Annotated in this window: 19 protein-coding genes; 5 read left to right on the forward strand and 14 right to left on the reverse strand. The window is 62.2% G+C overall.

Translation table 11 applies throughout. The annotated features are described in order from the left end of the window. Window positions 1-68: 68 nt before the first annotated feature. Together E4P32_RS00770 and folD are read right to left on the reverse strand one after the other, a co-directional pair. Window positions 69-2177 (reverse strand): M3 family metallopeptidase, encoded by a 2109-nt coding sequence (locus E4P32_RS00770; RefSeq protein ID WP_116433699.1) that lies wholly within the window; start codon window positions 2175-2177, stop codon window positions 69-71. Window positions 2178-2182: 5 nt separating this feature from the next. Next, window positions 2183-3028, reverse strand: coding sequence for a bifunctional methylenetetrahydrofolate dehydrogenase/methenyltetrahydrofolate cyclohydrolase FolD (gene folD, locus E4P32_RS00775; RefSeq protein ID WP_116433698.1), 846 nt, complete (start codon window positions 3026-3028; stop codon window positions 2183-2185). A 195-nt stretch (window positions 3029-3223) separates the two neighbouring features. Between folD and gshA the strand changes: the two genes are divergently transcribed. Continuing rightward, the gene (gshA, locus tag E4P32_RS00780; RefSeq protein WP_116433697.1) at window positions 3224-4828 is read left to right on the forward strand and encodes a glutamate--cysteine ligase; all 1605 of its coding nucleotides are present in this window, start codon (window positions 3224-3226) and stop codon (window positions 4826-4828) included. Window positions 4829-4856: 28 nt separating this feature from the next. On the opposite strand, the gene E4P32_RS00785 is transcribed toward gshA, so the two are convergent. The 12 genes from E4P32_RS00785 to E4P32_RS00840 form a co-directional block, all read right to left on the reverse strand. Continuing rightward, window positions 4857-6065, reverse strand: a complete 1209-nt coding sequence (locus tag E4P32_RS00785; protein WP_116433696.1) for a PLP-dependent aminotransferase family protein — start codon at window positions 6063-6065, stop codon at window positions 4857-4859. Between the two features lie 133 nt (window positions 6066-6198). Next, the gene (locus E4P32_RS00790; RefSeq protein ID WP_116433695.1) at window positions 6199-7248 is read right to left on the reverse strand and encodes an ABC transporter substrate-binding protein; all 1050 of its coding nucleotides are present in this window, start codon (window positions 7246-7248) and stop codon (window positions 6199-6201) included. A 78-nt stretch (window positions 7249-7326) separates the two neighbouring features. Next, the gene (locus E4P32_RS00795) at window positions 7327-8496 is read right to left on the reverse strand and encodes an FAD-binding oxidoreductase (protein ID WP_199525593.1); all 1170 of its coding nucleotides are present in this window, start codon (window positions 8494-8496) and stop codon (window positions 7327-7329) included. After that, on the reverse strand, window positions 8493-9914 hold the full coding sequence (locus tag E4P32_RS00800; RefSeq protein ID WP_116433694.1) for an NAD(P)/FAD-dependent oxidoreductase: 1422 nt from the start codon (window positions 9912-9914) through the stop codon (window positions 8493-8495). Before E4P32_RS00800 ends, E4P32_RS00795 begins: the two co-directional genes overlap by 4 nt. Continuing rightward, window positions 9911-10216 (reverse strand): (2Fe-2S)-binding protein, encoded by a 306-nt coding sequence (locus E4P32_RS00805; protein ID WP_116433693.1) that lies wholly within the window; start codon window positions 10214-10216, stop codon window positions 9911-9913. Before E4P32_RS00805 ends, E4P32_RS00800 begins: the two co-directional genes overlap by 4 nt. Continuing rightward, window positions 10213-11019 (reverse strand): ABC transporter permease, encoded by an 807-nt coding sequence (locus E4P32_RS00810; RefSeq protein ID WP_116433692.1) that lies wholly within the window; start codon window positions 11017-11019, stop codon window positions 10213-10215. The genes E4P32_RS00805 and E4P32_RS00810 overlap by 4 nt, the downstream gene beginning before the upstream one ends. Before the next feature lie 13 nt (window positions 11020-11032). Beyond that, complete coding sequence (locus tag E4P32_RS00815) at window positions 11033-11908, reverse strand: ABC transporter permease (protein ID WP_116433691.1); 876 nt, start codon at window positions 11906-11908, stop codon at window positions 11033-11035. Continuing rightward, the gene (locus tag E4P32_RS00820; protein WP_116433690.1) at window positions 11901-12977 is read right to left on the reverse strand and encodes an ABC transporter ATP-binding protein; all 1077 of its coding nucleotides are present in this window, start codon (window positions 12975-12977) and stop codon (window positions 11901-11903) included. Before E4P32_RS00820 ends, E4P32_RS00815 begins: the two co-directional genes overlap by 8 nt. Before the next feature lie 84 nt (window positions 12978-13061). Beyond that, window positions 13062-14573: an aldehyde dehydrogenase family protein gene (locus E4P32_RS00825; protein WP_116433689.1), complete on the reverse strand. Its 1512-nt coding sequence runs from the start codon at window positions 14571-14573 to the stop codon at window positions 13062-13064. A 372-nt stretch (window positions 14574-14945) separates the two neighbouring features. Beyond that, complete coding sequence (gene gcvA, locus E4P32_RS00830; RefSeq protein ID WP_007876197.1) at window positions 14946-15830, reverse strand: transcriptional regulator GcvA; 885 nt, start codon at window positions 15828-15830, stop codon at window positions 14946-14948. Between the two features lie 135 nt (window positions 15831-15965). Further along, window positions 15966-17372, reverse strand: coding sequence for an FAD-binding oxidoreductase (locus tag E4P32_RS00835; RefSeq protein WP_116433688.1), 1407 nt, complete (start codon window positions 17370-17372; stop codon window positions 15966-15968). Then, window positions 17362-18432, reverse strand: coding sequence for a DUF1338 domain-containing protein (locus E4P32_RS00840; RefSeq protein WP_116433687.1), 1071 nt, complete (start codon window positions 18430-18432; stop codon window positions 17362-17364). The genes E4P32_RS00835 and E4P32_RS00840 overlap by 11 nt, the downstream gene beginning before the upstream one ends. Before the next feature lie 316 nt (window positions 18433-18748). On the opposite strand from E4P32_RS00840, the gene E4P32_RS00845 reads away from it, so the two are divergent. The 4 genes from E4P32_RS00845 to aceF all read left to right on the forward strand — a co-directional run bounded on the left by E4P32_RS00845 (window position 18749) and on the right by aceF (window position 25176). Next, window positions 18749-19552: a transporter substrate-binding domain-containing protein gene (locus E4P32_RS00845; protein WP_116433686.1), complete on the forward strand. Its 804-nt coding sequence runs from the start codon at window positions 18749-18751 to the stop codon at window positions 19550-19552. Between the two features lie 26 nt (window positions 19553-19578). Next, window positions 19579-20250 (forward strand): amino acid ABC transporter permease, encoded by a 672-nt coding sequence (locus E4P32_RS00850; RefSeq protein ID WP_233526591.1) that lies wholly within the window; start codon window positions 19579-19581, stop codon window positions 20248-20250. Between the two features lie 414 nt (window positions 20251-20664). Then, complete coding sequence (gene aceE / locus E4P32_RS00855; protein ID WP_116433684.1) at window positions 20665-23361, forward strand: pyruvate dehydrogenase (acetyl-transferring), homodimeric type; 2697 nt, start codon at window positions 20665-20667, stop codon at window positions 23359-23361. A gap of 141 nt (window positions 23362-23502) precedes the next feature. After that, window positions 23503-25176 (forward strand): dihydrolipoyllysine-residue acetyltransferase, encoded by a 1674-nt coding sequence (gene aceF, locus E4P32_RS00860; RefSeq protein WP_116433683.1) that lies wholly within the window; start codon window positions 23503-23505, stop codon window positions 25174-25176. Window positions 25177-25285 lie beyond the last annotated feature (109 nt).

Here is a 25285-nt window from a genome sequence, read left to right on the forward strand (position 1 = left end):
CGAAAACCCGCGAAGCGAACTTCGCGGGTTTTCGGGCGGTACGAAACTAATTTATCTACGTTGCCATGCTAAGCAGCCATGCCGCTATGACGCAGCAGTGCATCAATGCTGGGTTCGCGGCCGCGGAAGGCCTTGAATGATTCAATCGCCGGACGCGAACCACCGACGGCCAGGATTTCCTTCTGGAAGCGCAGGCCGGTTTCGATCGAGACCACGTTGTCGCCCTTGGCCGCAGCTTCTTCAAACGCGCTGTAAGCGTCGGCCGACAAGACTTCCGCCCACTTGTAGCTGTAATAGCCGGCCGCATAGCCACCCGCGAAGATGTGGCTGAACGAATGCTGGAAGCGATTGAATTCCGGCGGACGAATCACCGCGAACTTGTCGCGCACGGCGTTCAACACCGACTGCACGCTGTCCTTGCCGGACGCGTCGTAGTCGTAATGGATGTGCATGTCGAACAGCGAGAACTCGACCTGGCGCAGCATCTGCAAGCCGGACTGGAAGTTCTTGGCGGCGGTCATCTTGTCGAACAGTTCGCGCGGCAGCGGCGCACCGGTGTCGGCGTGGGCGGTCATGTGTTGCAACACTTCCCATTCCCAGCAGAAGTTTTCCATGAACTGCGACGGCAGTTCGACCGCATCCCATTCCACGCCGGAGATGCCCGACACGCCGACTTCGTCGACTTGCGTGAGCATGTGGTGCAGGCCGTGGCCGGATTCGTGGAACAGCGTGATGACTTCATCGTGGGTGAACAGCGCAGGCTTCCGCTCTTTCCCCCCCGTGCCGTCGACGGTCATCGGTTCGGTGAAGTTGCAGACCAGGTAAGCGATCGGCGTCTGCACGCCATTGGCAGTCATGCGGCGGCCGCGGGCGTCGTCCATCCAGGCGCCGCCGCGCTTGCCGCTGCGGGCGTACAGATCGAGATAGAACTGGCCGACCAGCTTGCCGTCGCGCTCGATGCGGAAGAATTTCACGTCCGGATGCCAGACCGGGGCGCTGTCGGGTTTGATGCTGACGTTGAACAGGCGCTGGATGACCTGGAACAGGCCTTCGGTTACCTTCGGCTCAGGGAAATATTGCTTCACTTCCTGCTCCGAGAAGGCATAGCGCTGTTCACGCAGCTTTTCGGCGGCGTAGGTCATGTCCCAGGCTTCGATCGTGTCGATACCGAGCTCGTCCTTCGCGAAGGCGCGCAGTTCTTCCCAGTCCTTTTCGCCATAGGAACGCGCGCGGCGGCCCAGGTCTTCGAGGAAGCCGATGACTTCTTGCGGCGACTGCGCCATCTTCGGCACCAGCGACAATTCGGCGAAATTCTTGAAGCCCAGCATCACGGCTTCTTCATGGCGCAATTGCAGGATTTCCTGCATGTTGGCGGTGTTGTCCCATTCCGGCTTGGCGCCGAGCTCCGAGGCCTTGGTGGCGTTGGCGCGGTAGATCTGCTCGCGCAGGCTGCGGCTATGGGCGTATTGCAGGATCGGGAAGTAGGACGGGAAGTGCAGGGTAAATTTGAAACCCGGCGTCCCGTCTTTTTCGGCAGCCGCGCGTGCAGCTTGCTTGACATCGTCCGGCAGGCCGGCCAGGTCGGTTTCGTTTTCAACGAACAGGCCGAAATCATTGGTGGCGTCGAGGATGTTTTCCGAGAAGCGGGTGGTCAGCGCGGCCGACTTTTCCTGGATCTCGGCGAAGCGTTCCTTCTGGTCGTCGGACAGCTCGGCGCCGGACAGGCGGAAGTCGCGCACGGCGTTGTCGATGACCTTCTTGCGGGCGCCTGACAGGCTGGCGTATTCCGGGCCGTTTTGCACCGCCTTGTATTTTTCGAACAGCGCCAGATTCTGGCCCAGCGCGGTCCAGAACTCGACCAGGCGGGGCTGGTTTTCATTGTAGGTGGCGCGCAGTTCCGGCGTGTCCACCACCGAATTCAGATGTCCGACGATGCTCCAGGCGCGGCCCAGTTGCTCGGTGGCGTTTTCCAGCGGCTCGACGAAGTTGGCCCAGGTAACTTGTGCCATGGGGGCTTCCAGCTCGGTGACCAATGTGCTTGCCTTGGCCAGCAGGGTGTCGACGGCCGGAGTGACGTGTTCAGGCTTGATCGCGTCGAAACGCGCCAGGCCGGAAAAATCCAGCAGCGGGTTGTTGCCGGAAGTGATCGTGGTATCTGCAGTAGTGGTGGTGGTCATGGGACTCAGGTTCTTTCAGCAGCTTCAATGGTGTTGACCAGCAACATGGTGATGGTCATCGGACCCACGCCGCCGGGCACGGGGGTGATGTAACCTGCGACTTCCTTGGCATTGGCGAAATCCACATCGCCGCACAACTTGCCGTTATCGTCGCGGTTCATGCCGACATCAATAACGACTGCGCCGGGTTTGACCATGTCGGCGGTGACGATGTTGCGCTTGCCGGTGGCCACCACCAGAATGTCTGCCTGGCGGGTATGGTGGCCCAGATCGCGGGTCTTTGAATTACAGATAGTGACGGTAGCCCCGGCTTGCAAGAGCAACATGGCCTGCGGCTTGCCGACGATGTTGGAGGCACCGACCACCACGGCATTGGCGCCGCGCACCGGATAATCGATGGATTCCAGCATCTTCATGACGCCGTAAGGCGTGCACGGGCGGAACAGCGGCTGGCCGGTCATCAGCAGGCCGGCATTGCTGACGTGGAAACCGTCGACGTCCTTTTCGGCGGCAATCGCTTCGATTACCTTATGGGCGTCGATATGTGCCGGCAGCGGCAATTGCACCAGGATGCCGTTGATCTTCGGGTCCTTGTTCAGGGCGTCAATGCGCGCCAGTAACTCGGCTTCGGTCAGGGCGGCGTCGTATTTTTCCAGCACCGAGTGCAGGCCGTTGTCTTCACAGGCCTTGACCTTGTTGCGGACGTAGACCTGCGAAGCCGGGCTGTCGCCCACCAGGATCACGGCCAGGCCGGCCTGTTTGCCCTTGGCGGTGAGGGCGGCGGCGCGTTTGGCGACGTCGGCGCGCAGTTGTTGGGAGAGCAGGTTACCGTCGATGAGTTGTGCTGGCATGGTGGCTGGGGCTGAAAAAGAGGGAAAATAAAGCGTCATTATAAGGGGCCTTGCCTTCGGCGGTCGCGGAGCCGTGGACGGACGGGATGCGAGTCGTCGGCCCGATTTCGACACCGGGGCGTCGGACGACGCTGATTTTAATTTTCGGTTATGCTCCGCCAACCAATCGAATTGAGTGACATCTGAGGACCTTGCATGACCGATCTGCTGACCCGCCGCCTAGCCCTTTTTGCCAGCCCGGAAAATCGCGCGTTGCTCAGTCGTGGCTTGCGTGGCGTGGAGCGGGAAACCTTGCGGGTGACCACCAACGGACAGCTGGCGACCACGCCGCATCCGGCCGTGCTGGGCTCGGCGCTGACCAACGAACAGATCACCACCGACTATTCGGAATCCCTGCTGGAATTCATCACGCCGGCCAAACCAGACATCGCCGAGGCGCTCCAACGCCTCGATGAAATCCACCGCTTCGTGCACGCCAATCTGAACGGCGAACTGCTGTGGAACGAGTCCATGCCCTGTGTGCTGCCGCCCGAAGAAGACATCCCCATCGCCTGGTACGGCACCTCGCACATCGGCACATTGAAACACGTCTACCGGCGCGGCCTGGCGCTGCGCTACGGCAAGACCATGCAATGCATCGCCGGCATCCACTACAACTTCTCGCTCAGCGAAGACGTCTGGACCCTGTTGCGCGAGCTGGACGATCGCGAGCAGAACGTCGAGCCATCGTTCTCGGCGCGCGATTACCAATCAGAGAGTTATATTGCGCTGATCCGCAATTTCCGCCGCTACAGCTGGCTGCTGATGTATCTGTTCGGCGCTTCGCCGGCGCTGGCGACGAATTTCCTGCGCGGCCGTCCGCACAAGCTGGAGACGCTCAGCGACGACACGCTCTACCTGCCGTACGCCACCAGCTTGCGCATGAGCGACCTCGGCTACCAGAGCAACGCCCAGGCCAACATCACGCCGCACTACAACAACCTGCACAGCTATATCCGGAGCCTGTCGCAAGCCGTCAGCCAGCCGTATCCCGCGTACGAAGAACTGGGCACCAAGCGCGACGGCGAGTGGATCCAGATCAACACCAATATCCTGCAGATCGAAAACGAGTTCTACTCGGCAATCCGTCCCAAGCGCGTCATCTACAGCGGCGAACGGCCGGTGCAGGCGCTGGCGGCGCGCGGCGTGCAATACGTCGAAGTGCGTTGCATGGACATCGACCCGTTCGAGCCGCTCGGGGTGAGCCTGAAGGCGTCGCGCTTCCTCGACGTGTTCCTGCATTTCATCGCGTTTGAAGAGAGCTCGCTGACCTCCGACGAGAGCGGCGCCGAAAGCCGCTGCAATTTCTCGCGCGTGGTCAAGGAAGGCCGTCGTCCCGGTTTGCAGCTGGAACAGGAAGGCAAAGAGGTTGGCTTGCAGGACTGGGGCCTGTCGCTGCTGGAGCGTATGCAGCCGATCGCCGATTTGCTGGACGCCCAGGCCGGCGGTTCCGAGCATGCAGAGGCGCTGCAGGCGCAGCGCGAGAAGTTGCGCGATGTCGAGCTGACGCCGTCGGCGCGCGTGCTGCGCGAAGTGCGCGCGGCCGGCAACTCCTTCGCCGCCTTTGCGCTGAACCAGAGCAAGGAGCAGGCCGCGCAATTCCTGGCGCGCCCGCTGAGCGCAGAGCAAACCGCAGAATTCGTCGCCACCGCCAACACGTCGATCGAAGATCAACAATCGATCGAGCGCACCCAGGTCGGCGATTTCGATACCTTCGTGGCCGCCTATCGCGCCAGCACGCTGGGTAATATCAGCGTCTGAGCGTGGGTTGCTACCGCACCCGCCCGGGTCAGGTCCTCAATTTGTCATGCGCCGTCTTCAGGCGCGCCACTCCGGTCCTGATTTCCTCCGGCGAGGCGGTGGCGAACGACAGTCGCAGCCGCGCCGGATCGGCGCCGCCGGCATAGAACGCGCTGCCCGGCACATACATCACATTCTCAAGAACTGCTCGCTGCAATAGCGCATTGGCTTCCGTGCCATCGCGCCAGCGTGCCCACACGAACATGCCGCCTTGCGGGACCGTGACTTCCAGCGTGTCGCCGAAACATTCCTGCAAGGCTGCCAGCATGGTCTCGCAACGCTCCTTGTAGGTCGCAATGATGGTCGGCAAATGCCGCGCGAGGCAGCCGTCGTGCAGATAGCGCGCGGCGGCGAGCTGCATCCATGGCGCCGTGCACAGGTCGCCGGTTTGCTTGGCGATGACGGCGCGCCGCAGGATTTCGGCAGGGCCGCTCATCCAGCCGATGCGCAGGCCGGGTGCGACGATTTTCGACAGACTCGACAGATACACCAGCCAGTCGGCGCCGCCCGGCACATCGGCGGCGATTTCCAGCAGCAGCGGCTGCGGCGCACCGGCGAAGCGCAATTCACCGTAAGGGTCGTCTTCAATCACCAGCATCTGATAGCGCACCGCCAGTTCCAGCAGATGGCGGCGGCGTGACGCCGGCAGGGTCGCGCCGGTCGGATTGGCGAAGGTCGGCACCACGTACAGCAGCTTGGGACGGGCGCCGGCCAGCAGCATTTTTTCCAGCGCCTGGGTATCCATGCCGTCGTCGTCGCTGGGGACTTCCAGCATCTCGGCATTGGCCAGCCGCAGCGCCTGTATCGCCGCTGGATAAGCCGGTCGTTCGATGGCTACGCAATCGCCCGGGCCAACCAGCACGCGCAGCAACAACTCGAAGGCTTGCTGCGAACCGGTCGTGACCAGCAGGTTCTCCACCGAGGCCTTGCCGCCGGTGCGTTCCTGCGTGAGTGCGCGCAGCGCTGCGGTCAGCGCCGGCACGCCTTCGGTCGCGCCGTATTGCAGGCAGGCCGTCGGTGACTCGCGCAACACGGCGGCGCCGCTGTGCGCCAGCGCTTCGGCGTCGAACAGCGCCGGCGACGGGTAGCCGCCGGCAAACGAGATCATGCCCTGCTGCTGGGTGTACTTGAACAGCTCGCGAATAGGGGAACCCTGCGGCGTCTGAAACGCGGGGTTAAAACGATAGGCTGGTTTCATGGCGTGTGCAGGTGTGCAGAATGCGGAAGGAGAGGAAGCCGGCGGGCATGGAGCCATGCCGCCGGTTCCTGATAAATCCTGAAAAAGACTTCAGTCGTGTGTGCCGGACCGAGATCCGGCGCACCTAACCCAATTACTGCTCAACCATGCGGTTCCAGCGGTTGTTCCACTCGGTGCGTTTTTCGTTGACCGAGTCCCAGTCGATGGTGTTCATGTTCTTGGTCAGGACTTCGGTCTTGCCGCCGAGTTTGGCCTGCGCCGCTTCGGTCAGCTTGACGTTGCGGTTGACCGGGATCGACGCGGCCATTTCCATGCCCTTGGTTTGCGCCGGCACGCTCAGCAGATACTCGATCAGCTTTTGCGACAGGTCAGGCTCGCTGTTGTTCTTGAGCGCACAGGCGCCGACCATCAGCAGCACGCCGCCTTCTTTCGGCGTGACGAACTCGGCCGGGATGCCCTTGGCCTTGAGGTTGGCGATGGCAGTCACGGTCAGCGGGAAGATCGCGGCTTCGTTGGTCTGGATCATTTCCGAAATCTTGGCCGAGCTCGACAGATATTCGAGCACGTTGGGGCCGACCGAGGTAGGCCATTTCTTGAAGCCCGGCTCGACGTTCTTGTCGGTGCCGCCGACCAGGCGGTTGTACATCATGAAGCCATACAGGCCGAAGGTGCTGCTGGAGATGGATTGGAATACCACCTTCTGTTTGTACTTCGGATCGGCGAAATCCAGCCACGAGGTCGGCGCAGGCCAGCCCTTTTCAGCAAACATCTTCTTGTTGTAGCCGATGCCGACCACGCCCATGTCGACCGCCACGGCCTGATCGTTGGCCAGGCGGGCGAACGGATAGAGGTCCTTGAGCACGGGGGTGTCGCGCACTTTTTCGCACAGGCCCATGTTGACTGCGCGGTACATCACGCCGTCATCGAGGAACACCACGTGCATTTGCGGCTTGTCTTTTTGCGCCTGCATCTTGGCGATGATGTCGGACGAGGTGCCGGGCACGACCACCACCTTGACGTTATTGGCTTTCTCGAAATCGGGGAAGATGCCGGTGGTGTAATTCTTTTCCATGGTGCCGCCGTTCATGCCGACGTACAGGGTTTTGGTCTGGGCCTGGGCAGACGACCACACGCCGAGGACGGCGGTCAGCATACAGGTCAGCGTCAGATATTTCATGTTCATTTGTGGATCTCCTTGGCGGTAAAAACGACCCCCGGAACCTTGGGCGCCGGGGAATTCAAACTTTTCAACTTGAAACGGTTAAACCCTTGATTCTTCTTTTGATGGCTGTTGAACTGCAAATCGCTTGATTGAAAATGCGTCAATCGGGGTGCTGCTTTCTCCTTTGGTGACCAGTTCGGCGAGCACTTCGCCGACGGCCGGGGCGAGCTGGAAACCCGCCCCCGAAAAACCGAATGCATGCAACAGGCCGGGCGTGGTGGCGCTCGGGCCGATGACCGGCTGGTGATCTGGCGTCTCGCCTTCGACGCCGCTCCAGGTACGGATCACCAGCGCGTTGCGTAGCGCCGGGACCATCTCCGTCAGCGCAGCCAGCGCCTTGAAGCTGGAGCTTGCACGCGGCCGCGTGGCATCCAGCGCCAGGTTGCCGATGCCGCGACCGCCGCCGAGCACGACGTTGCCGCGCTCGACCTGGCGTGCATAAAACGCGCCGCCGACCACGCCCAGGCTCAGGTTCATCAGCGGCGGCAGCGGTTCGGTCACGCACATGTTGGGATAGATCGCCTGTTCGGAGACGGTGTCGCCGAAATGTTCGGCGATCTCCTTGCCCCAGGCGCCGCTGCAATTGAGCAGGAAGCGGCTGCGCACGCGCTCGCCGCGGCTGTTGATCAGTACGAAATAATTGCCGTCGAAACTGCATTCCCGGACGGCGCTCTGTTGCAGCAGTCGTGCGCCGGCCTGTTCGGCGGCGCGCGCAAAAGCGGCGGCGATCAGGCGCGGATTGGCGTGACCGTCTTCGGCGCACAGCGATGCGCCATAAGCCTGCTTGCCGATCCACGGATAGCGCCGCCGCAGGGCCTCGGCTTCGAGCAATTCGAGTTCCAGTCCGTAAGCGGCCGCCATCTCGCGATAGGCGATCAGCTCTTGCATGTCGGCGTCGCTGCGCGCCAGTTTCAGATGGCCGGAGGCGATGTATTCGCCGTCGCTGCCGATGGTTTGTTCTAGTCGCCGCCAGATCGCATGCGCGCGCTGCGACAGCGGCAACTGGCAGGCGGCGCGACCCTGGCGGCGCACGCCGCCGTAGTTCACGCCGCTGGCCTGCGCCCCGCACCAGCCTTGTTCGAGCACGACTACCGAGCGTTGCTGGCGGCGCAATTCCAGCGCCGCCGAGGTGCCCATGAGGCCGCCGCCGATGATGGCGACGTCGGTGTCGATGATGCTGTTGACCTGCTTGTCGGCTGGCTTGCTCATGTCTGTTCTTCCGCAGCCAGCGCGGCGCTGACCGGTATCGGCTTGACCGGGGCCTGCACGCGCAGGCGGCCCGCTTCGGCGACGCTGACGCCGGTGGCGTGGGCCAGAATTTCTGCTGCAGCCGCGCCGCACATGCGGCCCTGGCAGCGGCCCATGCCAACACGCGTCATCGCCTTGAGGCGATTGATTTCAACGGTGCCTTCCTGCTGCACGCTGCGGCGCAATTGTCCGGCGGTGATTTCTTCGCAGCGGCAGATCACCAGATCGTCGGCGCAGTCGCGCGCCCAGTGCACGGCGGTGGGGAAGGCCGTCTCCAGTCCCTGGCGGAATTGCAGGTTGCTGCGCAGGGTTTGCGCAAGCCGCCTGCTCTCTTGTTCCGCTGCTGTTTTGGCGGCGGCGTTCGCCGGCAGGCCAAGGTCTTGCAGCAATGCCAGTGCGGCGGCGCGTCCGCTCAGTTCGGCGGCGTCGGCGCCGGCGATGCCGCTGCCGTCGCCGGCCAGATACACGCCGGGCACGCTGCTGCGGCCGGCGTCATCGCGTTGCGGCAGCCATTGCTGGTTGAGTTCATCGAAGACGAAATGGCAACCGGCCAATTCGGCGAGCTGGGTTTCCGAACGCAGGCCGAAGCCGGTCGCCAGCGCATCGCAGGCGATCTCGGTGGTCTTGCCGCCGCGCGTCCAGCGCAGGCTTTGGATGGCTTGCTTGCCATCGGCGGCGATCTGTTCGACGCCGTCCAGGAGCGGGATTCCTTTGACGCGCAGCCATCCCATGAAATACAGACCTTTGGCGAACGTAACCGGCTGGCGCAGCAGCGCCGGCAGTGCGCGCAGCTTGCCGCCGAAGCGCGCGGTATCGAGTACGGCGACCACATTGGCGCCGGCCTTGGTGTATTGATAGGCCAGCAAATACAGCAGCGGACCGGAGCCGGCGATGACGACGCGACCGTCGAGCACGCAGCCCTGCGCCTTGAGCGCGACCTGCGCTGCGCCCAGCGTGTACACACCGGGCAGCGTCCAGCCGGGGAAGGGCATGACGCGGTCGAGCGCGCCGGTGCACAGGATCAGGTGCGAGTAAGCTTGTTCGGCATGGCGTTGCGCGTGCAGCAGGTCGAGTTGTCCGGGATGGCCAGGCATGCAGTTCCATACCAGTGTGTCGGGACGGTAATCGATCTTTGCGCGCAGTTGTTCGAAGCTGTTGTGCAGCGCTTCGGCCTTGGCGGCTTCGAAGCCGTAGAGTTCTTTCTTCGAGCGTACAAAACCCGGCGGCGGCTGGCGGTAAATCTGGCCGCCGGCGCGCCGGTTTTCGTCGATGACGATCGGACGCAGGCCGGCTTCCACCAGCGTCTGCGCCGCGCGCACGCCGGCCGGTCCGGCGCCGATGATGACAATGTTCGGGGAGGTCGGGGCGGCGGCGTTCATGCGGTGTCTCCTGCGACCGTCGGAACCGTGCCGCTGAGCAGGCGCATGCCTTCCGCAATCTCGGTGGTGCACGCACGCACGGCGCCGCCGTCTTCACTGCGCATCCAGCAATCCTGGCAGCAGCCGATCAGGCAAAATCCGGCGCGCGGCGCACCGCTGAATTCGCTGCGGCGCAACTGATCGGCCTGCGTCAATACCGCCGTCAGTACGCTGTCGCCGGCGCGCGCGCTGAGCGGCTTGCCGTCGAGCCAGAACGAAACGCTCTTGCGTTCCTGTTCGGCCACGCGCCTGAGCAGGCTCATACACGTTCTCCGATGAGGATGCGGTCGAGACCGTACAGGCGATCAAGAATCAGCATGGCGCCGCCGGTGATCAGGATCATCAGCGCCGACACCGAGGCCATCATCGGATCGATCGATTCGGTGGCGTACATGTACATGCGTACCGGCAGCGTGACGGTGGCCGGCGTGGTGACGAAGATCGACATCGTCAGCTCGTCGAAACTGTTGATGAAGGCCAGCATCCAGCCGCCGCTCAGGCCAGGCAGGATCGCCGGCAGCGTGATGCGGCGAAACACCGTCCACGGCCCGGCGCCCAGCGACTGCGCGGCCTGTTCGCTGCTGCGGTCGATGCCCATCACCGCCGCCAGCACCATGCGCAGCACGTAGGGCGTGATGACCACGGTATGCGCCACGACCAGCCAGAAGAACGAACCGGTAATTCCCATCACCGAAAACATGCGCATGAAGGCCACGCCCAGCACCAGTGAAGGAATGATCAGCGGCGACAGGAACAAGCCGTTGAGCGCGTCCCGTCCGGGAAAGCGATAACGTCCCAGCGCCAGGCCGGCAGGCAGCGCGATGCATACCGACAGCGTGGCCGACATCAGCGCCAGTTGCAGGCTGTTGTAGAAGGACTGCAAAAAGTCAGGGTGATCGAACACCGCCTTGAACCAGCGCAGGGAAGCACCATAGCCGCCGGCGAACGGCAATGACAAGGTGTCTTGCGCCGTGAAGGCGACCAGGCATACCAGCACCAGCGGCGCCAGCACGAAGGTCACCACCAGCGTGTGAAAGAGCAGGGCAATCGGACCGTTGCTTCGCATGTTCTTGTCTCCGTCAGCCCAGGGTCTTGGAATAGCGGCGTTCCAGGATCCGGTTGTAAGTCATCATGATGATCAGATTGGCGACCAGCAGCACGATGGCGATCGAGGCGCCCAGCGGCCAGTTGAGCGAACCGAGGAATTCGTCGTACACGGTGGTGGCGACCATCTTCAGGCGGCGTCCGCCCAGCAGGCCGGGAATCGCGAAGGCGCTGGCGCTCAGGCCGAACACGATCAGGCTGCCCGAGAGCACACCGGGCGCGACTTGCGGCAACAGGATCCGGCGCAGCACGGTCGCTTGCGAAGCATTGAGCGACAAGGCCGCGTGTTCCACGGTCGGGTCCAGCCGTTGCAGCGCAGTCCACACCGGGATCACCATGAACGGCAGCATCACGTGCACCAGCGCCACCACGATCGCACCGGAGGTGTAGAGCATCTTCACCGGCGCCATGCCCAGGGCTTGCAGGGCGTGGTTGATGAGGCCGTCGGCGCTGAGCAGCATGCTCCAGCCGAACGCGCGCACCACCACCGACACCAGCAACGGCGCCAGGATCACGATCAGGAAGAAGGCCCGCCACTTGCGACTCATGCGGCTGAGTACATAGGCTTCCGGCGCGCCCACGATGACGCAGATCAGCGTGGTCAGTCCGGCGATCCAGAAGGTGCGCCAGAAAATGCGCAGGTAATAATCGTCGCCGAAGATCGCCAGGTAATTGTGCAGGTCATAGGTCGACTTGATGCCGACGCTGTCGTCGTAGCTGTTGAGCGCTAGCAGCGCGGTCAGCAGCAGCGGCACCAGCACCATCGTGGCGAACAGCAGCGTGGCCGGCGCCGTCAGGATATAGGGCAGCGACCGCTTCGGCTTGAGAGTGGAAGCAGCGCGGTCAGACATGCGCGCTCCGCGTTGATTGTGACTCGACTGCGCGCATGGCCGACGTCGGCCAGCGCAGCGACACGCGCTGGCCCGGCTGACAGGAAGTCTGGCCGTTGTTCTTCAGGATCACCAGGATGTCGCCGCAATCGGTCTCGAAGCGGTATAGCCATTGATTGCCGAGGAAGAAGCTGGAGGCGACCACGCCGCCCAATTGTTCTTCGGCTTCGGTACAGCATTCGATTTTTTCCGGACGGATGCACAGCGTGGTGCGCTCGCCGACTGCCAGTTCGGTGCCTTGCACTTCCAGCACATGATTGCCGACGCGCACGCCGGCGCTGCCGTCCCTGACCCATTCGACCGTGCCGGGCAAGAGATTGGCCTTGCCGACGAATTGCGAGACGAAGGCATTGACCGGATTTTCGTAGGTCTCCAGCGGCTTGCCGATCTGCACCGCATGACCGGCTTCCATCACCACCACGCGGTCGCTCATGGAGAGCGCTTCGGATTGATCGTGCGTGACCATGATGGTGGTGGTGCCGACCTTGCGCTGGATTTCACGCAATTCGATCTGCATTTCTTCGCGCAGCTTGGCGTCGAGGTTGGACATCGGTTCGTCCAACAGCAGAATCGGCGGCTGGATCACCAGCGCGCGCGCCAGCGCCACGCGCTGACGCTGGCCGCCGGACAATTCACGCGGATAGCGATGGCCGAATTTGTCGAGATGCACCAGCGCCAACGCCTGCTTGACGCGCTCGGCGCTTTCCGCTGCGCCAACCTTGCGCATCTCCAATCCGAACTTGACGTTGTCAGCCACCGTCATGTGCGGGAACAGCGCATAGCTCTGGAACACGATGCCCAGTCCGCGCCGGTTGGGCTTCTCGTTGGTGATGTCTCGACCGTTGAGCAGGATGCGTCCGGCGCTGGCTTCGACGAAGCCGGCGATCATCTGCAAGGTCGTGGTCTTGCCGCAGCCGGAGGGGCCGAGCAGCGAGACGAACTCGCCTTTTTCGACGGTCAGGTCAAGGTTCTCGACGGCGGTGAAATCGCCGTAGCGCTTGGACAGGTTTTCCAACTTGAGGAACGACATCGATGCATCTCCGGTGGCTATTTATTGCTGTTGTTATTGCTGTTGTTTATTTCTTTCATGGCGCGGTGACGGTGAGGTCGGCGCTCAGTCGATGTCGAACTTCACACCCTGCGCCAGCGGCAAGGTCTTGCTGTAGTTGATCGTGTTGGTGGCGCGGCGCATGTAGTTCTTCCAGGCGTCGGAGCCGGATTCGCGGCCGCCGCCGGTTTCCTTTTCGCCGCCGAAGGCGCCGCCGATTTCAGCGCCGCTGGTGCCGATGTTGACGTTGGCCAGGCCGCAGTCGCTGCCGACGGCGGAGACGAAGGTTTCCGCTTCGCGCACGTCGTTGGTGAAGATCGCCGACGACAAGCCCTGTGGCACGGCGTTGTTGAGCGCGATGGCGTCGGCCAGCTCGTCGTACTTCACGACGTACAGAATCGGCGCGAAGGTTTCGTGATGCATGATCGCGGTCTGGCCAGGCATGCACACCAGCGCCGGGCGTACATACACGCCGTCGCCGAGCACGTCGATGCGCTCGCCGCCGGTGACTTCGCCGCCTTGTCCGCGCGCTTGCTGCAGGGCGCTTTGCATGGCGTCGTAAGCGGCCTTGTCGATCAGCGGGCCGACCAGCGTATCGGCGAGCAAGGGATCGCCAACCTTGACGCTGGCGTAGATGCGCTTGATCTGCGCGACCACCTGGTCATGGATGCTGCTGTGGACGAACAGGCGGCGCAGGCTGGTGCAGCGCTGGCCGGCGGTGCCGACGGCGGAGAAGGTGATGGCGCGCAGCGCCAGGCTCAGGTCGGCGGTAGGCGCGACGATCATGGCATTGTTGCCGCCCAGTTCCAGCAGGCTGCGGCCGAGGCGTTCGGCGACCACGGTGGCGACCTTGCGGCCCATGCGCACGCTGCCGGTGGCGCTCACCAGCGGCACCAGCGGGGAACGCGACATCACTTCGCCGATCTCGGCGCGGCCGATCAGGATCTGGCACAGATTGGCCGGCACTACGTTCGGACGCTGGGCCGAGAAACGCTCCACCGCCTTGGCGAACAGCGCCTGTACGGCGAGAGCCACGACCGGGGTTTTTTCAGATGGCTTCCAGACGACGGCATTGCCGCAGATCAGCGCCAGCGCAGCATTCCATGCCCACACGGCGACCGGGAAGTTGAAGGCGGTGATGACGCCGCACACGCCCAGCGGGTGCCAGGTTTCCATCATGCGGTGGCCGGGACGTTCGGAGGCGATGGTCAGACCGTGCAGTTGGCGCGACAGGCCGACGGCAAAGTCGCAAATGTCGATCATTTCCTGTACTTCGCCGAGACCTTCGGAGAGGATCTTGCCGGCTTCCTGCGTGACCAGTTCGCCCAGCGCCTGGCGATGTTCGCGCAGCACCTCGCCGAGTACGCGCACCAGTTCGCCGCGCACCGGCGCCGGCACTTCGCGCCAGGCGAGGAAGGCGGTCTGCGCATCGGCCAGCGCGGTTTCGGCTTGCGCCGTGGTGTGCGCCTTGAGCGTAGCAAGCAGTTGCCCGTCGCGCGGCGAGCGGATGGTCAGATCGCTGCCGGTGTAGGCGGCCAGATCAAAATTCAGGGTGGCGAAGAGACGGGAAGAAGGCATGAAATTCCTTTGTGGCTGAATAGGGTGCAAGAGCGGTGCAATAGCATTGCAACAGCGTTCGACGCCCGAGTATAAGGAATAAGGCGGCGTTTTTTAAAATCAAAAAATGTCACGACATCATTACATTTGCTAATGCACGAAAATGTTCTGCAAGGAGGTAGGACGGTGCGCCGCGATGGTGCGATGCATCAATTGCAATGTCGCCTGAAACGCCCAGGCACATAGGGTTGGCAGGGATTTTTGGAAAGCGGCGCAACGCGGTTGTTGGTGTTGATGCACCACTTTGATGCGTAGAGGAAATAGCATGTCGACGTGTTTCAACATGACTTTTAGTGTGTTTGAGCGTATTTCCGAAACGGAGTGGCGTCGAGGTCAGCCGGCTTGCAGTTCGCTCAGTATCCAGTCGCGGAATTTGATGACGGCGGGCTTGCTGGCGTTCTTCTCGGGATAGGCCAGGTAATACGATTGCGGGCTCTTCACCGCGAACGGGAAAGGCACGTGCAATTGGCCTAGGCTGATCTCGGTTTCGACCATGAACTTGGGCATCAGCGCCACGCCCATGCCGGCCACCGCCGCCTGGATCACCATCGCCAGTTGTTCGAAGCGCGGTCCGGCAAGCGCGTTGGGACAGTCCACGCCGACATGGCGGAACCAATCCTGCCAGGCCTGCGGGCGGGTGGTGTGCTGCAGCAGAGTGATGTCGGCCAGGTCGCTGACCGAGGAGATGCGGTCGTTCATGGCTTTGCTGCAGACCGGCAGCACTTCTTCGCCCATCAGGCGGACCATGACGGTGTCAGGCCAGTCCGGCTCGCCGAAGTGGATCGCGGCGTCGACTTGGCGCGTGTTGAAATCGAAAGGCAGGACTTCGGTGCTCAGGTTGAGCAGCACGTCGGGATAGGCGGCAGCGAATTTGGTCAGGCGCGGGATCAGCCATTTCACGCCGAAGGTCGGCAAGATCGCCAGATTGAGCACGCTGGCCAGGCTGTTGTAGGTCATGACCTGAAAGGTCGCCATCTCGATCTGCTTGAGGATGCTCGACACCTGCGACGCGTAGTCGCGGCCCGGCTCGGTCAGGATCAGGCGGCGGTTGATGCGCTCGAACAGCTTGACGTTCAGATAGTCTTCCAGGATCGCGACCTGGCGACTCACCGCGCCCTGCGTCATGTGCAACTCGTGCGCCGCCTTGGTAAACGACAGGTGGCGCGCCGACGTGTCGAAGGCGATCAGGCAGGACGTGGACGGGATGAATCGGCGCATGGAGCGGAATCCGCTGGAAGGATGACCCCGCACTATAGCAAAAGCGGTGCCAGCGTTGTTACCGTTGCCATGAGTATTTGTCATGTCAGAGCTTCCCTGTTTCACGCGATCGCTTGGGGCATGTTCCGGGCGTATTCAGCCAAAGCGCGTATTGCCGAGCAGGTAATGCGGATCGAAAACCGGTTGCATGCGCGCCGCCAGCAGTTGCTGCGCCTGGCCCTGATAGCGATCGTAGTAATGCTGATTGAACGGCCCGATGCCATGCTCGGCGCTGAAGCTGCCGCGATAGCTGTGCACCACCAGATCGTAGAGGGCGGTGCGCAAGGCCTCGATGCGCGGCGGCGGGAAATGTTCCTGCTGCGCCGGCGCGATGGCGATGTTGAAATGCACGCCGCCGTCGCCCCAATGTCCGAAGTCATAGACGTCGGCGCCGGCAAAGTCGCGCGTGATCAGCGCCAGCGCTTCTTCGCGGAAAGCCGGCATGCGCGAGCGCGGCACCGAGATGTCGAAGGCGACCACTTTGCCTTCCTGCTTGACGCTGTCGCTGATGGCGTGGCGCAGGCGCCAGAGCGTGTCGGGCTTGTCCACTACGGCGTCGACGATGGCGTCGTCGAAGTGGCGCTCCAGCCAGCTCATGAACAACTGCTCCAGGTTGAACTGTTCGTTCGCTGCGGCCGATGAACTCAGTTCGATCAGCAGCGCATACGGCGGCACGGGGTTGAACGGCGCGACCGCTTGCGGCAGATGGCGCTGCACCGATTCAAGCGCGTTTTGCGAGATGCCTTCAAAGGCGCTGAGGAAATCGGCGAATTCGCGTTCCGCATCCTGCAGCAGTCGCAAGGCCGCTTCCGGTGAAGACGGCACGACCAGCGCCGTGGCGCGCTGACGCGGCAAGGGATGGGCGCGTAGCACGGCTTGCGTGACGATGCCGTAGCTGCCGGCAGTGCCGATGAAGAGTTGCTTCCAGTCGGGGCCGGTATTGTTCTTGCGCAGGCGGTTGCCCAGTTCCAGCAGTTGGCCGGGCGGCTGCATCAGCAGCGCCTGCAATCCCAGCGTGTTGTGGCGCACGTCGCCGTAGCGGATCAGGCGCGCGCCGCCGGTATTGGCGGCGAGCATGCCGCCGACCGACGGATCGGCGCCGAGGTCGATGGGGAAGCACAGGCCGTGGGGTTCCAGTGCCTGGTTCAGGTCGGACAATCGCGTGCCGGCCCAGGCCTGGATCACGCCGTCAACCGGATCGATGTCGATGATGCCCTTGATGCGTTCCATGCTCAGCACCAACTGATGGCCGGAGGCGTCGGGAGAGGCGGCGCCGACCAGGCCGGTGTTGGCGCCTTGCGGGATGATGCTGATCTTGTCCGCCGCGCACAGCCGCATCAGTTCGGCGGCTTCGGCGACGTCGGCCGGGCGGGCGATGCACAGCGCGGTGCCGGCGCCATAACGGGGGCCGTGCTCATACGGCGCGCGGGCGGAGGCTTCGACGATGCAGCCGTTCGGTCCCAGCAGTGCGGCGATTTGTTCCAGCGAGGACTCAGCGGACATTGCCGCCGGTTCCTGTGGTGGCGTTTTCTGCCGCGCCTGTCATCTTGAAAATGCCCTGGGCGTTGCCGCTGTCGAAAGTCAGATCGAGCTTGCTGACGCCGGCGTCGTCTATATACGTGTCGCGCGAGATGAATTCGTAAAACGAACCCGGCACGCTGATGTCGACCGGGGCGCCGGCGGCATCCTTGAGCTGATAGCTGACCTTGCCGGCGCGGAAGGCGGTCTGGCGTACGCGGCCGTTGCGCGAGACTTCGACCTCGTCCTTGATCGGGCGGCCCAACTGACGCTGGAGTTCTGCCGTGGCGACGACGTTGGCGACGCGGTCGGTGGCATGGTTGAATACACTGCCTTCGGTGGAGATCCAGGCCATCTCGGCGGACTCGGCGCGCAGCGCTTCGTATTGCGGCAAGGTCGGGAGGTCGTGGTGGCGCGCAAAGCAGCCCAGCATCGCGGGCAGCAAGCGCTGTGCGGAAGTGATCGGCAGTGCGCCGTCATCGGCCAGCTTGCCGAGCAGGGCCAGCAAATCGGCTGACAGCGGATCGCGCGAGCTCGCCAGCACGGCATCGACAGTACTCTGGAATTCGGCTGAGAATTTTTCCGGGTGCAGTTCGCTCACAAAGAACTGAGCGATGTTTTCCGGATCGTCGATGTGGCTGTAGACGTGGCCGGTCATGTTGATGCGCGGCAGTGGATACAGGCCGGCCAATTGGTAGCCCAGCGGCAGGAACATGCGCGTGAACAGCGCTTCGCCGTCGGGGAAGGAACCGGCTTTGCCGCGCAGCACGGTACGCACCGCGCCATGGTCGAAACAGATTTTGGTGCCGGCGGCAGCCGCATCGGCGACGTAGTCGCGTCCGGCCGGGACTTCCTGCAGCAATTTGTCGAACAGCAGCATGTTCAGCGCCTGTGCCAGTTCCAGCCGTGTGACGCTGATCGATGCCGGACGCAGGGTCGATGCCGGGACTTCCAGCAGATCGAACAGGCGCTGGACGGCATTGTCGTTCTGATATGCCGAAGTTAACAGGAGATGCAGATTGCTGTCGCGGGCTGGGGTGGTCATGCTGGCCTTGTTTGCTTCCTTATTGGATGGAGGCATCTTAAGACGCTCTTGGCGACTGACAAAACGATTAATACTGATGTTCGAATGCATTTTTCTCATGCAAACGGTGAAATGTCGCCCGGAGACTTTTCGACGGCTTTCGCTTCCGCCGGTCAGCGACCGGGCGCTTGCACCTTCTCGTTTTGAATAAATTCGAGGATCGCCAAATCATTTGACGATAGTTTTCCATCTTTGCTTTTGCGGCCCGGGAAGCCGGCTGAAAGCCGATTCTTTTCGCGTATATTGCGCCCGGTTCAGCTAACGGCGAGGTGCGACGATGCGTGTGAAAAAGATCATTGCGGTATGTCTTCTAGGTTGGTTCGCGGCGACAGGAGCGACGGCAGGGGCGACACCGGACCTGCTCGACAGCGTCAAGGCGCGCGGCACCTTGCGCGTGGCGCTGGAAGGGACTTACCCGCCATTCAACTTCAAGGACAAAAAGACCGGCGAGCTGGCGGGATTCGATGTCGAGTTCGCCCGTGCGTTGGCCGACCGGCTGGGCGTCAAGGTGGAATTCGTCGCCACCGAATGGGTCGGCATTCTGGCCGGCCTGCAGGTGGGCAAGTACGACGCCATCGTTTCCGAAGTCACCATGACGCCCAAGAGGGAAGCCGAGTTCGACTTCTCGCAGCCCTATACCTATTCGACGGCGCAGCTGATCCTGCGCAAGGACGACAAGTCCGAATACCGCGATTTCGCCAGCCTCAAGGGCAAGACGGTCGGCGTGGGGCAGGGCAGCAGCTATGCCGAAACCCTCAATGCCGTCGGCGGCATCAACGTCAAGACCTATGTCTCGGCGCCGCTCAACCTGCAGGACCTGGCCAACGGCCGCATCGACGCCGCCTTGAACGACCGCCTGCTGGTGCCTTACATGATGCAGGAGGCGAAATTGCCTCTGCGCGCAGCCGCGGCCATCGGCGAGGCGCAACGGCAGGGTATTCCATTCAAAAAGAACAATCCGAAATTCAAGGCCGCCGTCGATGCCGCCATCGCCGGCATGATCCGGGACGGCAGTTACGCGCGCATGTCGCGCAAATGGTTCGGACTGGATGCATCCCGTCCGCCTGCGCAAGAGCGCTGACGGCATCGCCTTCCTCACTTATGCTCATGGCAGAGTTTCTATCCCTCGTCGCCGATTCCGGCAATCTTGTTCTGCTGGGGACGTTTTATACCTTGCTGTATGCCGTTCTGGGCATGCTGTTCGGCCTGCCGCTCGGCATGCTGGTGACCTTCATCCGACACGAACAGCTGCCGGTGCTGGCGGGGCTGGCGCATATATATGTCAGTTTCATGCGCAGCACGCCGCAGCTGATTCAGGCTTTCCTGGTGTATTTCGGGCTGGGCGCGGCCGGCATTGACCTGCCGCTGATCGTCATCGGGACGCTGGTGTTGACCGCCAACGCCAGCGCCTACCTGTCCGAAACCATGCGCGGCGCCATGGAGGGCGTCAGCGCAGGCCAGTGGAGCGCCGGGTATAGCCTGGGCCTGACCCGGTTCCAGACGATCTGCAATATCATCGCGCCGCAGGCGCTGCGGCTGGCGATCCCCGGCATCAGCAATACCCTCATCAGCCTGTTCAAGGATACGTCGGTGCTGTCGGTGATTACCGTCGCCGAATTGATGAAATACACCGGCGACATCATTTCGGTCACGTTCCGGCCCTTCACCTTCTATCTGATTGCGGCTTTCATTTATTGGGGCCTGTGCCTCTTATATGAGTACGGCATTCATCGCCGGGTCGAAGCACGTTTCAAAAAAGCCTACCAACCCGCATTTTAATCAGATTGCCGCGCCCGCATTTTGCAGGCCGGACAAGGAATTGCAAGGGATTGCTCCACCGGCGAGGCCCTGATCGGGGCGATGACAAGGTTTTCGATGCACTGCAACCAAGTCGGGATTTTCAGGTTTCACGAGAGATGTCTAAAAAACACCGGGCGGGAGAGTGAGTGTTTATGCCGCTTTGCAGCAATTTCCCATAATATGAAATCAAATATCGCTATTTGAAAATTAAAAAAGCCCTGTTAAAATGCCTCGTCCACGCGGCGCAAAGACCGTAAAGTATTGGCACAAAGAATCCAAAGAAATCGTGTTACGGCGTATTTGCAGCTTGAACAGGCGCCGTAGTGCAGCTTAACGATCGCAGCTTAGCGATCCGGCCTACCCGCCGATCCCCTTCAACTCAGGAGACGTACCATGTCAGCCCAAATCGACCAAGTCCTGGCGCAAGCCGCCAACGATCCCGATGTGATTGAAACGCAAGAGTGGCTCGACGCCCTCGAAGCCGTGATCGACGCCGAAGGCCCGGAACGCGCACATTACCTGATGGAGCGCATGGTTGATCTGGCCCGCCGCCGCGGCGCCCACATCCCGTTCTCCAGCAACACCGCTTACGTCAACACCATTCCTGCCGATCAGGGCGAACACTGCCCGGGCAACCTGGAAATCGAAGAACGCCTGCGCTCGTGGATGCGCTGGAACGCCATGGCGATGGTCGTCAAGGCCAACCGCGTCGACGGCGACCTGGGCGGTCACTTGTCCTCGTTCGCCTCGCTGGCGAACATGCTGGGCATCGGTTTCAACCATTTCTGGCACGCCCCGACCGAAGACCACGGCGGCGACCTGCTGTACATCCAGGGCCACTCCTCGCCAGGTATCTACGCCCGCGCGTTCCTGGAAGGCCGCCTGACCGAAGACCAACTGATCCATTTCCGCCGCGAAGCCGACGGTCATGGTCTGTCGTCGTATCCGCATCCGAAGCTGATGCCTGAATTCTGGCAGTTCCCGACCGTGTCGATGGGCCTGGGCCCGCTGATGGCGATCTATCAGGCGCGTTTCCTGAAATACCTGCACGCACGCGGCATCGCCAAGACCGACAACCGCAAGGTCTGGGCCTTCTGCGGCGACGGTGAAATGGACGAACCGGAATCGATGGGCGCCATCGGCATGGCCGGTCGCGAAAAGCTGAACAACCTGGTCATCGTGGTCAATTGCAACCTGCAACGCCTGGACGGTCCGGTGCGCGGCAACGGCAAGATCATCCAGGAACTGGAATCCGATTTCCGCGGCGCCGGCTGGAACGTCGTCAAGGTCATCTGGGGCAGCGGCTGGGACGAGCTGCTGGCCAAGGACAAGGAAGGCATCCTGCAAAAAGTGATGATGGAAACCGTCGACGGCGAATATCAGAACTACAAGGCCAAGGATGGCGCATTCGTGCGCAAGCACTTCTTCGGCAAGCATCCGAAGCTGCTGGAAATGGTCAGCAAGATGTCCGACGACGACATCTGGCGCCTGACCCGCGGCGGCCACGATCCGCACAAAATCTACGCCGCGTTCAAGGTTGCGCAGGACAGCAAGGATCAACCGACCGTGATCCTGGCCAAGTCGATCAAGGGCTATGGTTTCGGCAAATCCGGCGAAGCACGCAACACCGCACACAACACCAAGAAACTGGACGACGAAGCCATCAAGGCCATGCGTGACCGTTTCCAACTGCCGATCTCCGACGCCGACTTGCCGAACATCCCGTTCTTCAAGCCGTCCAACGACACCCCGGAAATGCAATACCTGCACGAGCGCCGCAAAGCGCTGGGCGGTTACCTGCCGCAGCGCCGTCCGCAAGCTGACGAAAAGCTGGTGGTGCCTGAGCTGTCGGCATTCCAGGTCATGCTGGAACCAACCGCCGAAGGCCGTGAAATCTCCACCACCGCCGCGTACTCGCGCGTGCTGACCGCGCTGCTGCGCGACAGCAGCCTGGGTCAGCGCGTGGTGCCGATCATGGTCGACGAATCGCGTACCTTCGGTATGGAAGGCCTGTTCCGCCAGATCGGTATTTTCAGCCAGGTCGGTCAGCTGTACGAACCGGTCGACAAGGACCAGGTCATGTACTACCGCGAAGACAAGGCCGGTCAGATCCTGCAGGAAGGCATTAACGAAGCGGGCGGCATGAGCTCGTGGATCGCTGCGGCGACCTCGTACTCGACCAACAACCGCATCATGATTCCGTTCTACACGTATTACTCGATGTTCGGTCTGCAACGTATCGGCGATCTGGCCTGGGCTGCCGGCGACATGCGCGCCCGCGGCTTCCTGATCGGCGGCACTGCCGGCCGCACTACGCTGAACGGCGAAGGCCTGCAGCACGAAGACGGTCACAGCCACGTGTTTGCTTCGGCGATTCCGAACTGCGTGCCTTACGATCCGACCTTCGCCCACGAAGTCGCCGTGATCATCCATGACGGCCTGCGCCGCATGGTCGGCAACCAGGAAGACGTGTTCTATTACATCACCGTGATGAACGAGAACTACGCACACCCGGGCATCAAGGCCGGTCAGGAAGAGGGCATCCTCAAGGGCCTGTACCTGTTGAACGAAAGCAGCAAGAAGAACAAGCTGCGCGTGCAACTGCTGGGTTCGGGCACGATCCTGCGCGAAGTCATCGCCGCCGCCGATCTGCTGCGCGACGACTGGAAGGTCGACGCCGACGTCTGGTCCGCACCGTCGTTCACGCTGCTGGCGCGCGACGGTCAGGACGTGGAACGCTGGAACATGCTGCATCCGGCCGATGCGGCAAAGAAGAGCCACTTCGAGCAATCGATGGAAGGCACCGAAGGTCCGATCGTGGTGTCGACCGATTACATGCGCACCTACGCCGAGCAAGTTCGCGCCTTCGTACCGAAGGGCCGTACTTACAAGGTGCTGGGCACCGACGGTTACGGCCGTTCCGACACCCGCGCCAAGTTGCGCGAGTTCTTCGAAGTCGACCGTCACTACGTGACTGTGGCTGCGCTGAAGTCGCTGGCTGACGAAGGCAAGATCAAGCCTTCCGTGGTTGCCGAAGCGATCGCCAAGTACGGCATCAATCCGGAAAAACCAAATCCGGTGACGGTGTAATTCGCCAATTTGGCGAACTTGAAACCATCCGCAAGGCGGCTTGTCAGGTAATATCGGCAAGCCGCCTTCAACATGAGTGGACATACATTCGACGCTGCATAGTTGCAACGTACCGGATCCAGAACAAACGGAGCGCAAGAGATGAGTCAAATCGAAGTAAAAGTACCGGATATTGGCGACTTCAAGGAAGTCGAAGTCATTGAAGTCCTGGTCAAGGTAGGCGATACCATCAAAATCGAACAATCCCTGCTGACGGTCGAATCCGACAAGGCCAGCATGGAAATCCCATCCAGCCATGCCGGCGTGGTCAAAGAGATCCGCGTGAAGATCGGCGACAAGGTCGCTGAAGGCTCGGTGGTCGTGATTGTTGACGCTGAAGGCGCTGGTGCTACCGCTGCACCAGCAGCAGCTCCGGCTGCAGCGGCTGCTGCCCCTGCCGCCGCGACAGCATCCGCGCCGGCGCCGGCCGCTCCTGCACCCGCTGCTGCCCCGGCAGCATCGGGCGGCGTACAAGACATCCTGGTCCCCGATATCGGCGATTTCGCCGAAGTCGAAGTGATCGAACTGCTGGTCAAGGTCGGCGACACCGTCAAGGTCGAACAATCCCTGCTGACCGTCGAGTCCGACAAGGCCAGCATGGAAATCCCGTCCAGCCACGCCGGCGTGATCAAGGAACTGAAAGTCAAGATCGGCGACAAGGTTGCCAAGGGTTCGCTGGTTGCCGTGGTGGAAGCCACCGGCGGCGCAGCTGCTCCGGCTGCTCCTGCAGCAGCACCGGCTCCTGCAGCTGCAGCGCCGGCAGCGTCCGCACCGGCAGCTGCCCCAGCCGCAGCCGCCACCCCTGCGATGGCGGTTGCCGCCGTCACGCCAGGTGCGGCCAACAAATCGCACGCGTCGCCGTCGGTACGCAAGTACGGCCGCGAACTCGGCGTTGATCTGGCCCGCGTGGTCGGCACCGGCCCGAAGAACCGCATCCTGCAGGAAGACATCCAGAAATTCGTCAAGGCGGCATTGGCCGGCGGCGCCGGTACGGCATCTTCCGCACCAGCCAAGAACGGCAGCGGCGTTGGCCTGGATCTGTTGCCATGGCCGTCGCTGGACTTCAGCAAATTCGGCGCGACCGAACTGCTTCCGTTGTCGCGCATCAAGAAGATCAGCGGCCCGAACCTGCATCGCAACTGGGTCATGATCCCGCACGTGACGCAATTCGACGAAGCCGACGTGACCGAGCTGGAAGAATTCCGCAAGACCTCCAACGACGCCTACGCCAAGGCCAAGTCGCCGGTCAAGCTGACCATGCTGGCGTTCGTGATCAAGGCCAGCGTCTCGGCGCTGAAGAAATTCCCGGCGTTCAATTCCTCGCTGGATGCCAAGGGCGAAAACCTGATCCTGAAGCAGTACTACAACATCGGCTTCGCCGCCGACACGCCGAACGGTCTGGTGGTGCCCGTGATCAAGAACGCCGATCAGAAGACCATCGGCCAGATCGCCACCGAAATGGGCGACCTGTCGGCGCAAGCGCGCGACGGCAAGTTGAAGCCTGCCGACATGCAAGGCGCGACCTTCACCATTTCGTCGCTGGGCGGCATTGGCGGCACGGCCTTCACGCCGATCATCAATGCACCTGAAGTGGCGATCCTGGGCTTGTCCAAGTCGATCATCAAACCAGTCTGGGACGGCAAGCAATTCGTGCCGCGCCTGATGCTGCCGACCTCGCTGTCCTACGACCACCGCGTGGTCGACGGCGCGATGGGCGCGCGCTTCTCGGCCTATCTGGCCGAAGTGCTGGGCGATTTGCGTAAATCGCTGCTGTAATTGTTTCTGCTGCGCCGTGCCGATTCAGATCGGTGCGGCGCTTCAGTTTCAGGCATCTCCAAAGCAGCGTCGCTGATTCGTTTCTGCAATGAATCAGCGCAGCGCAAAC

This window comes from Herbaspirillum sp. 3R11, assembly GCF_004563925.1.
Taxonomy (GTDB): domain Bacteria; phylum Pseudomonadota; class Gammaproteobacteria; order Burkholderiales; family Burkholderiaceae_D; genus Herbaspirillum.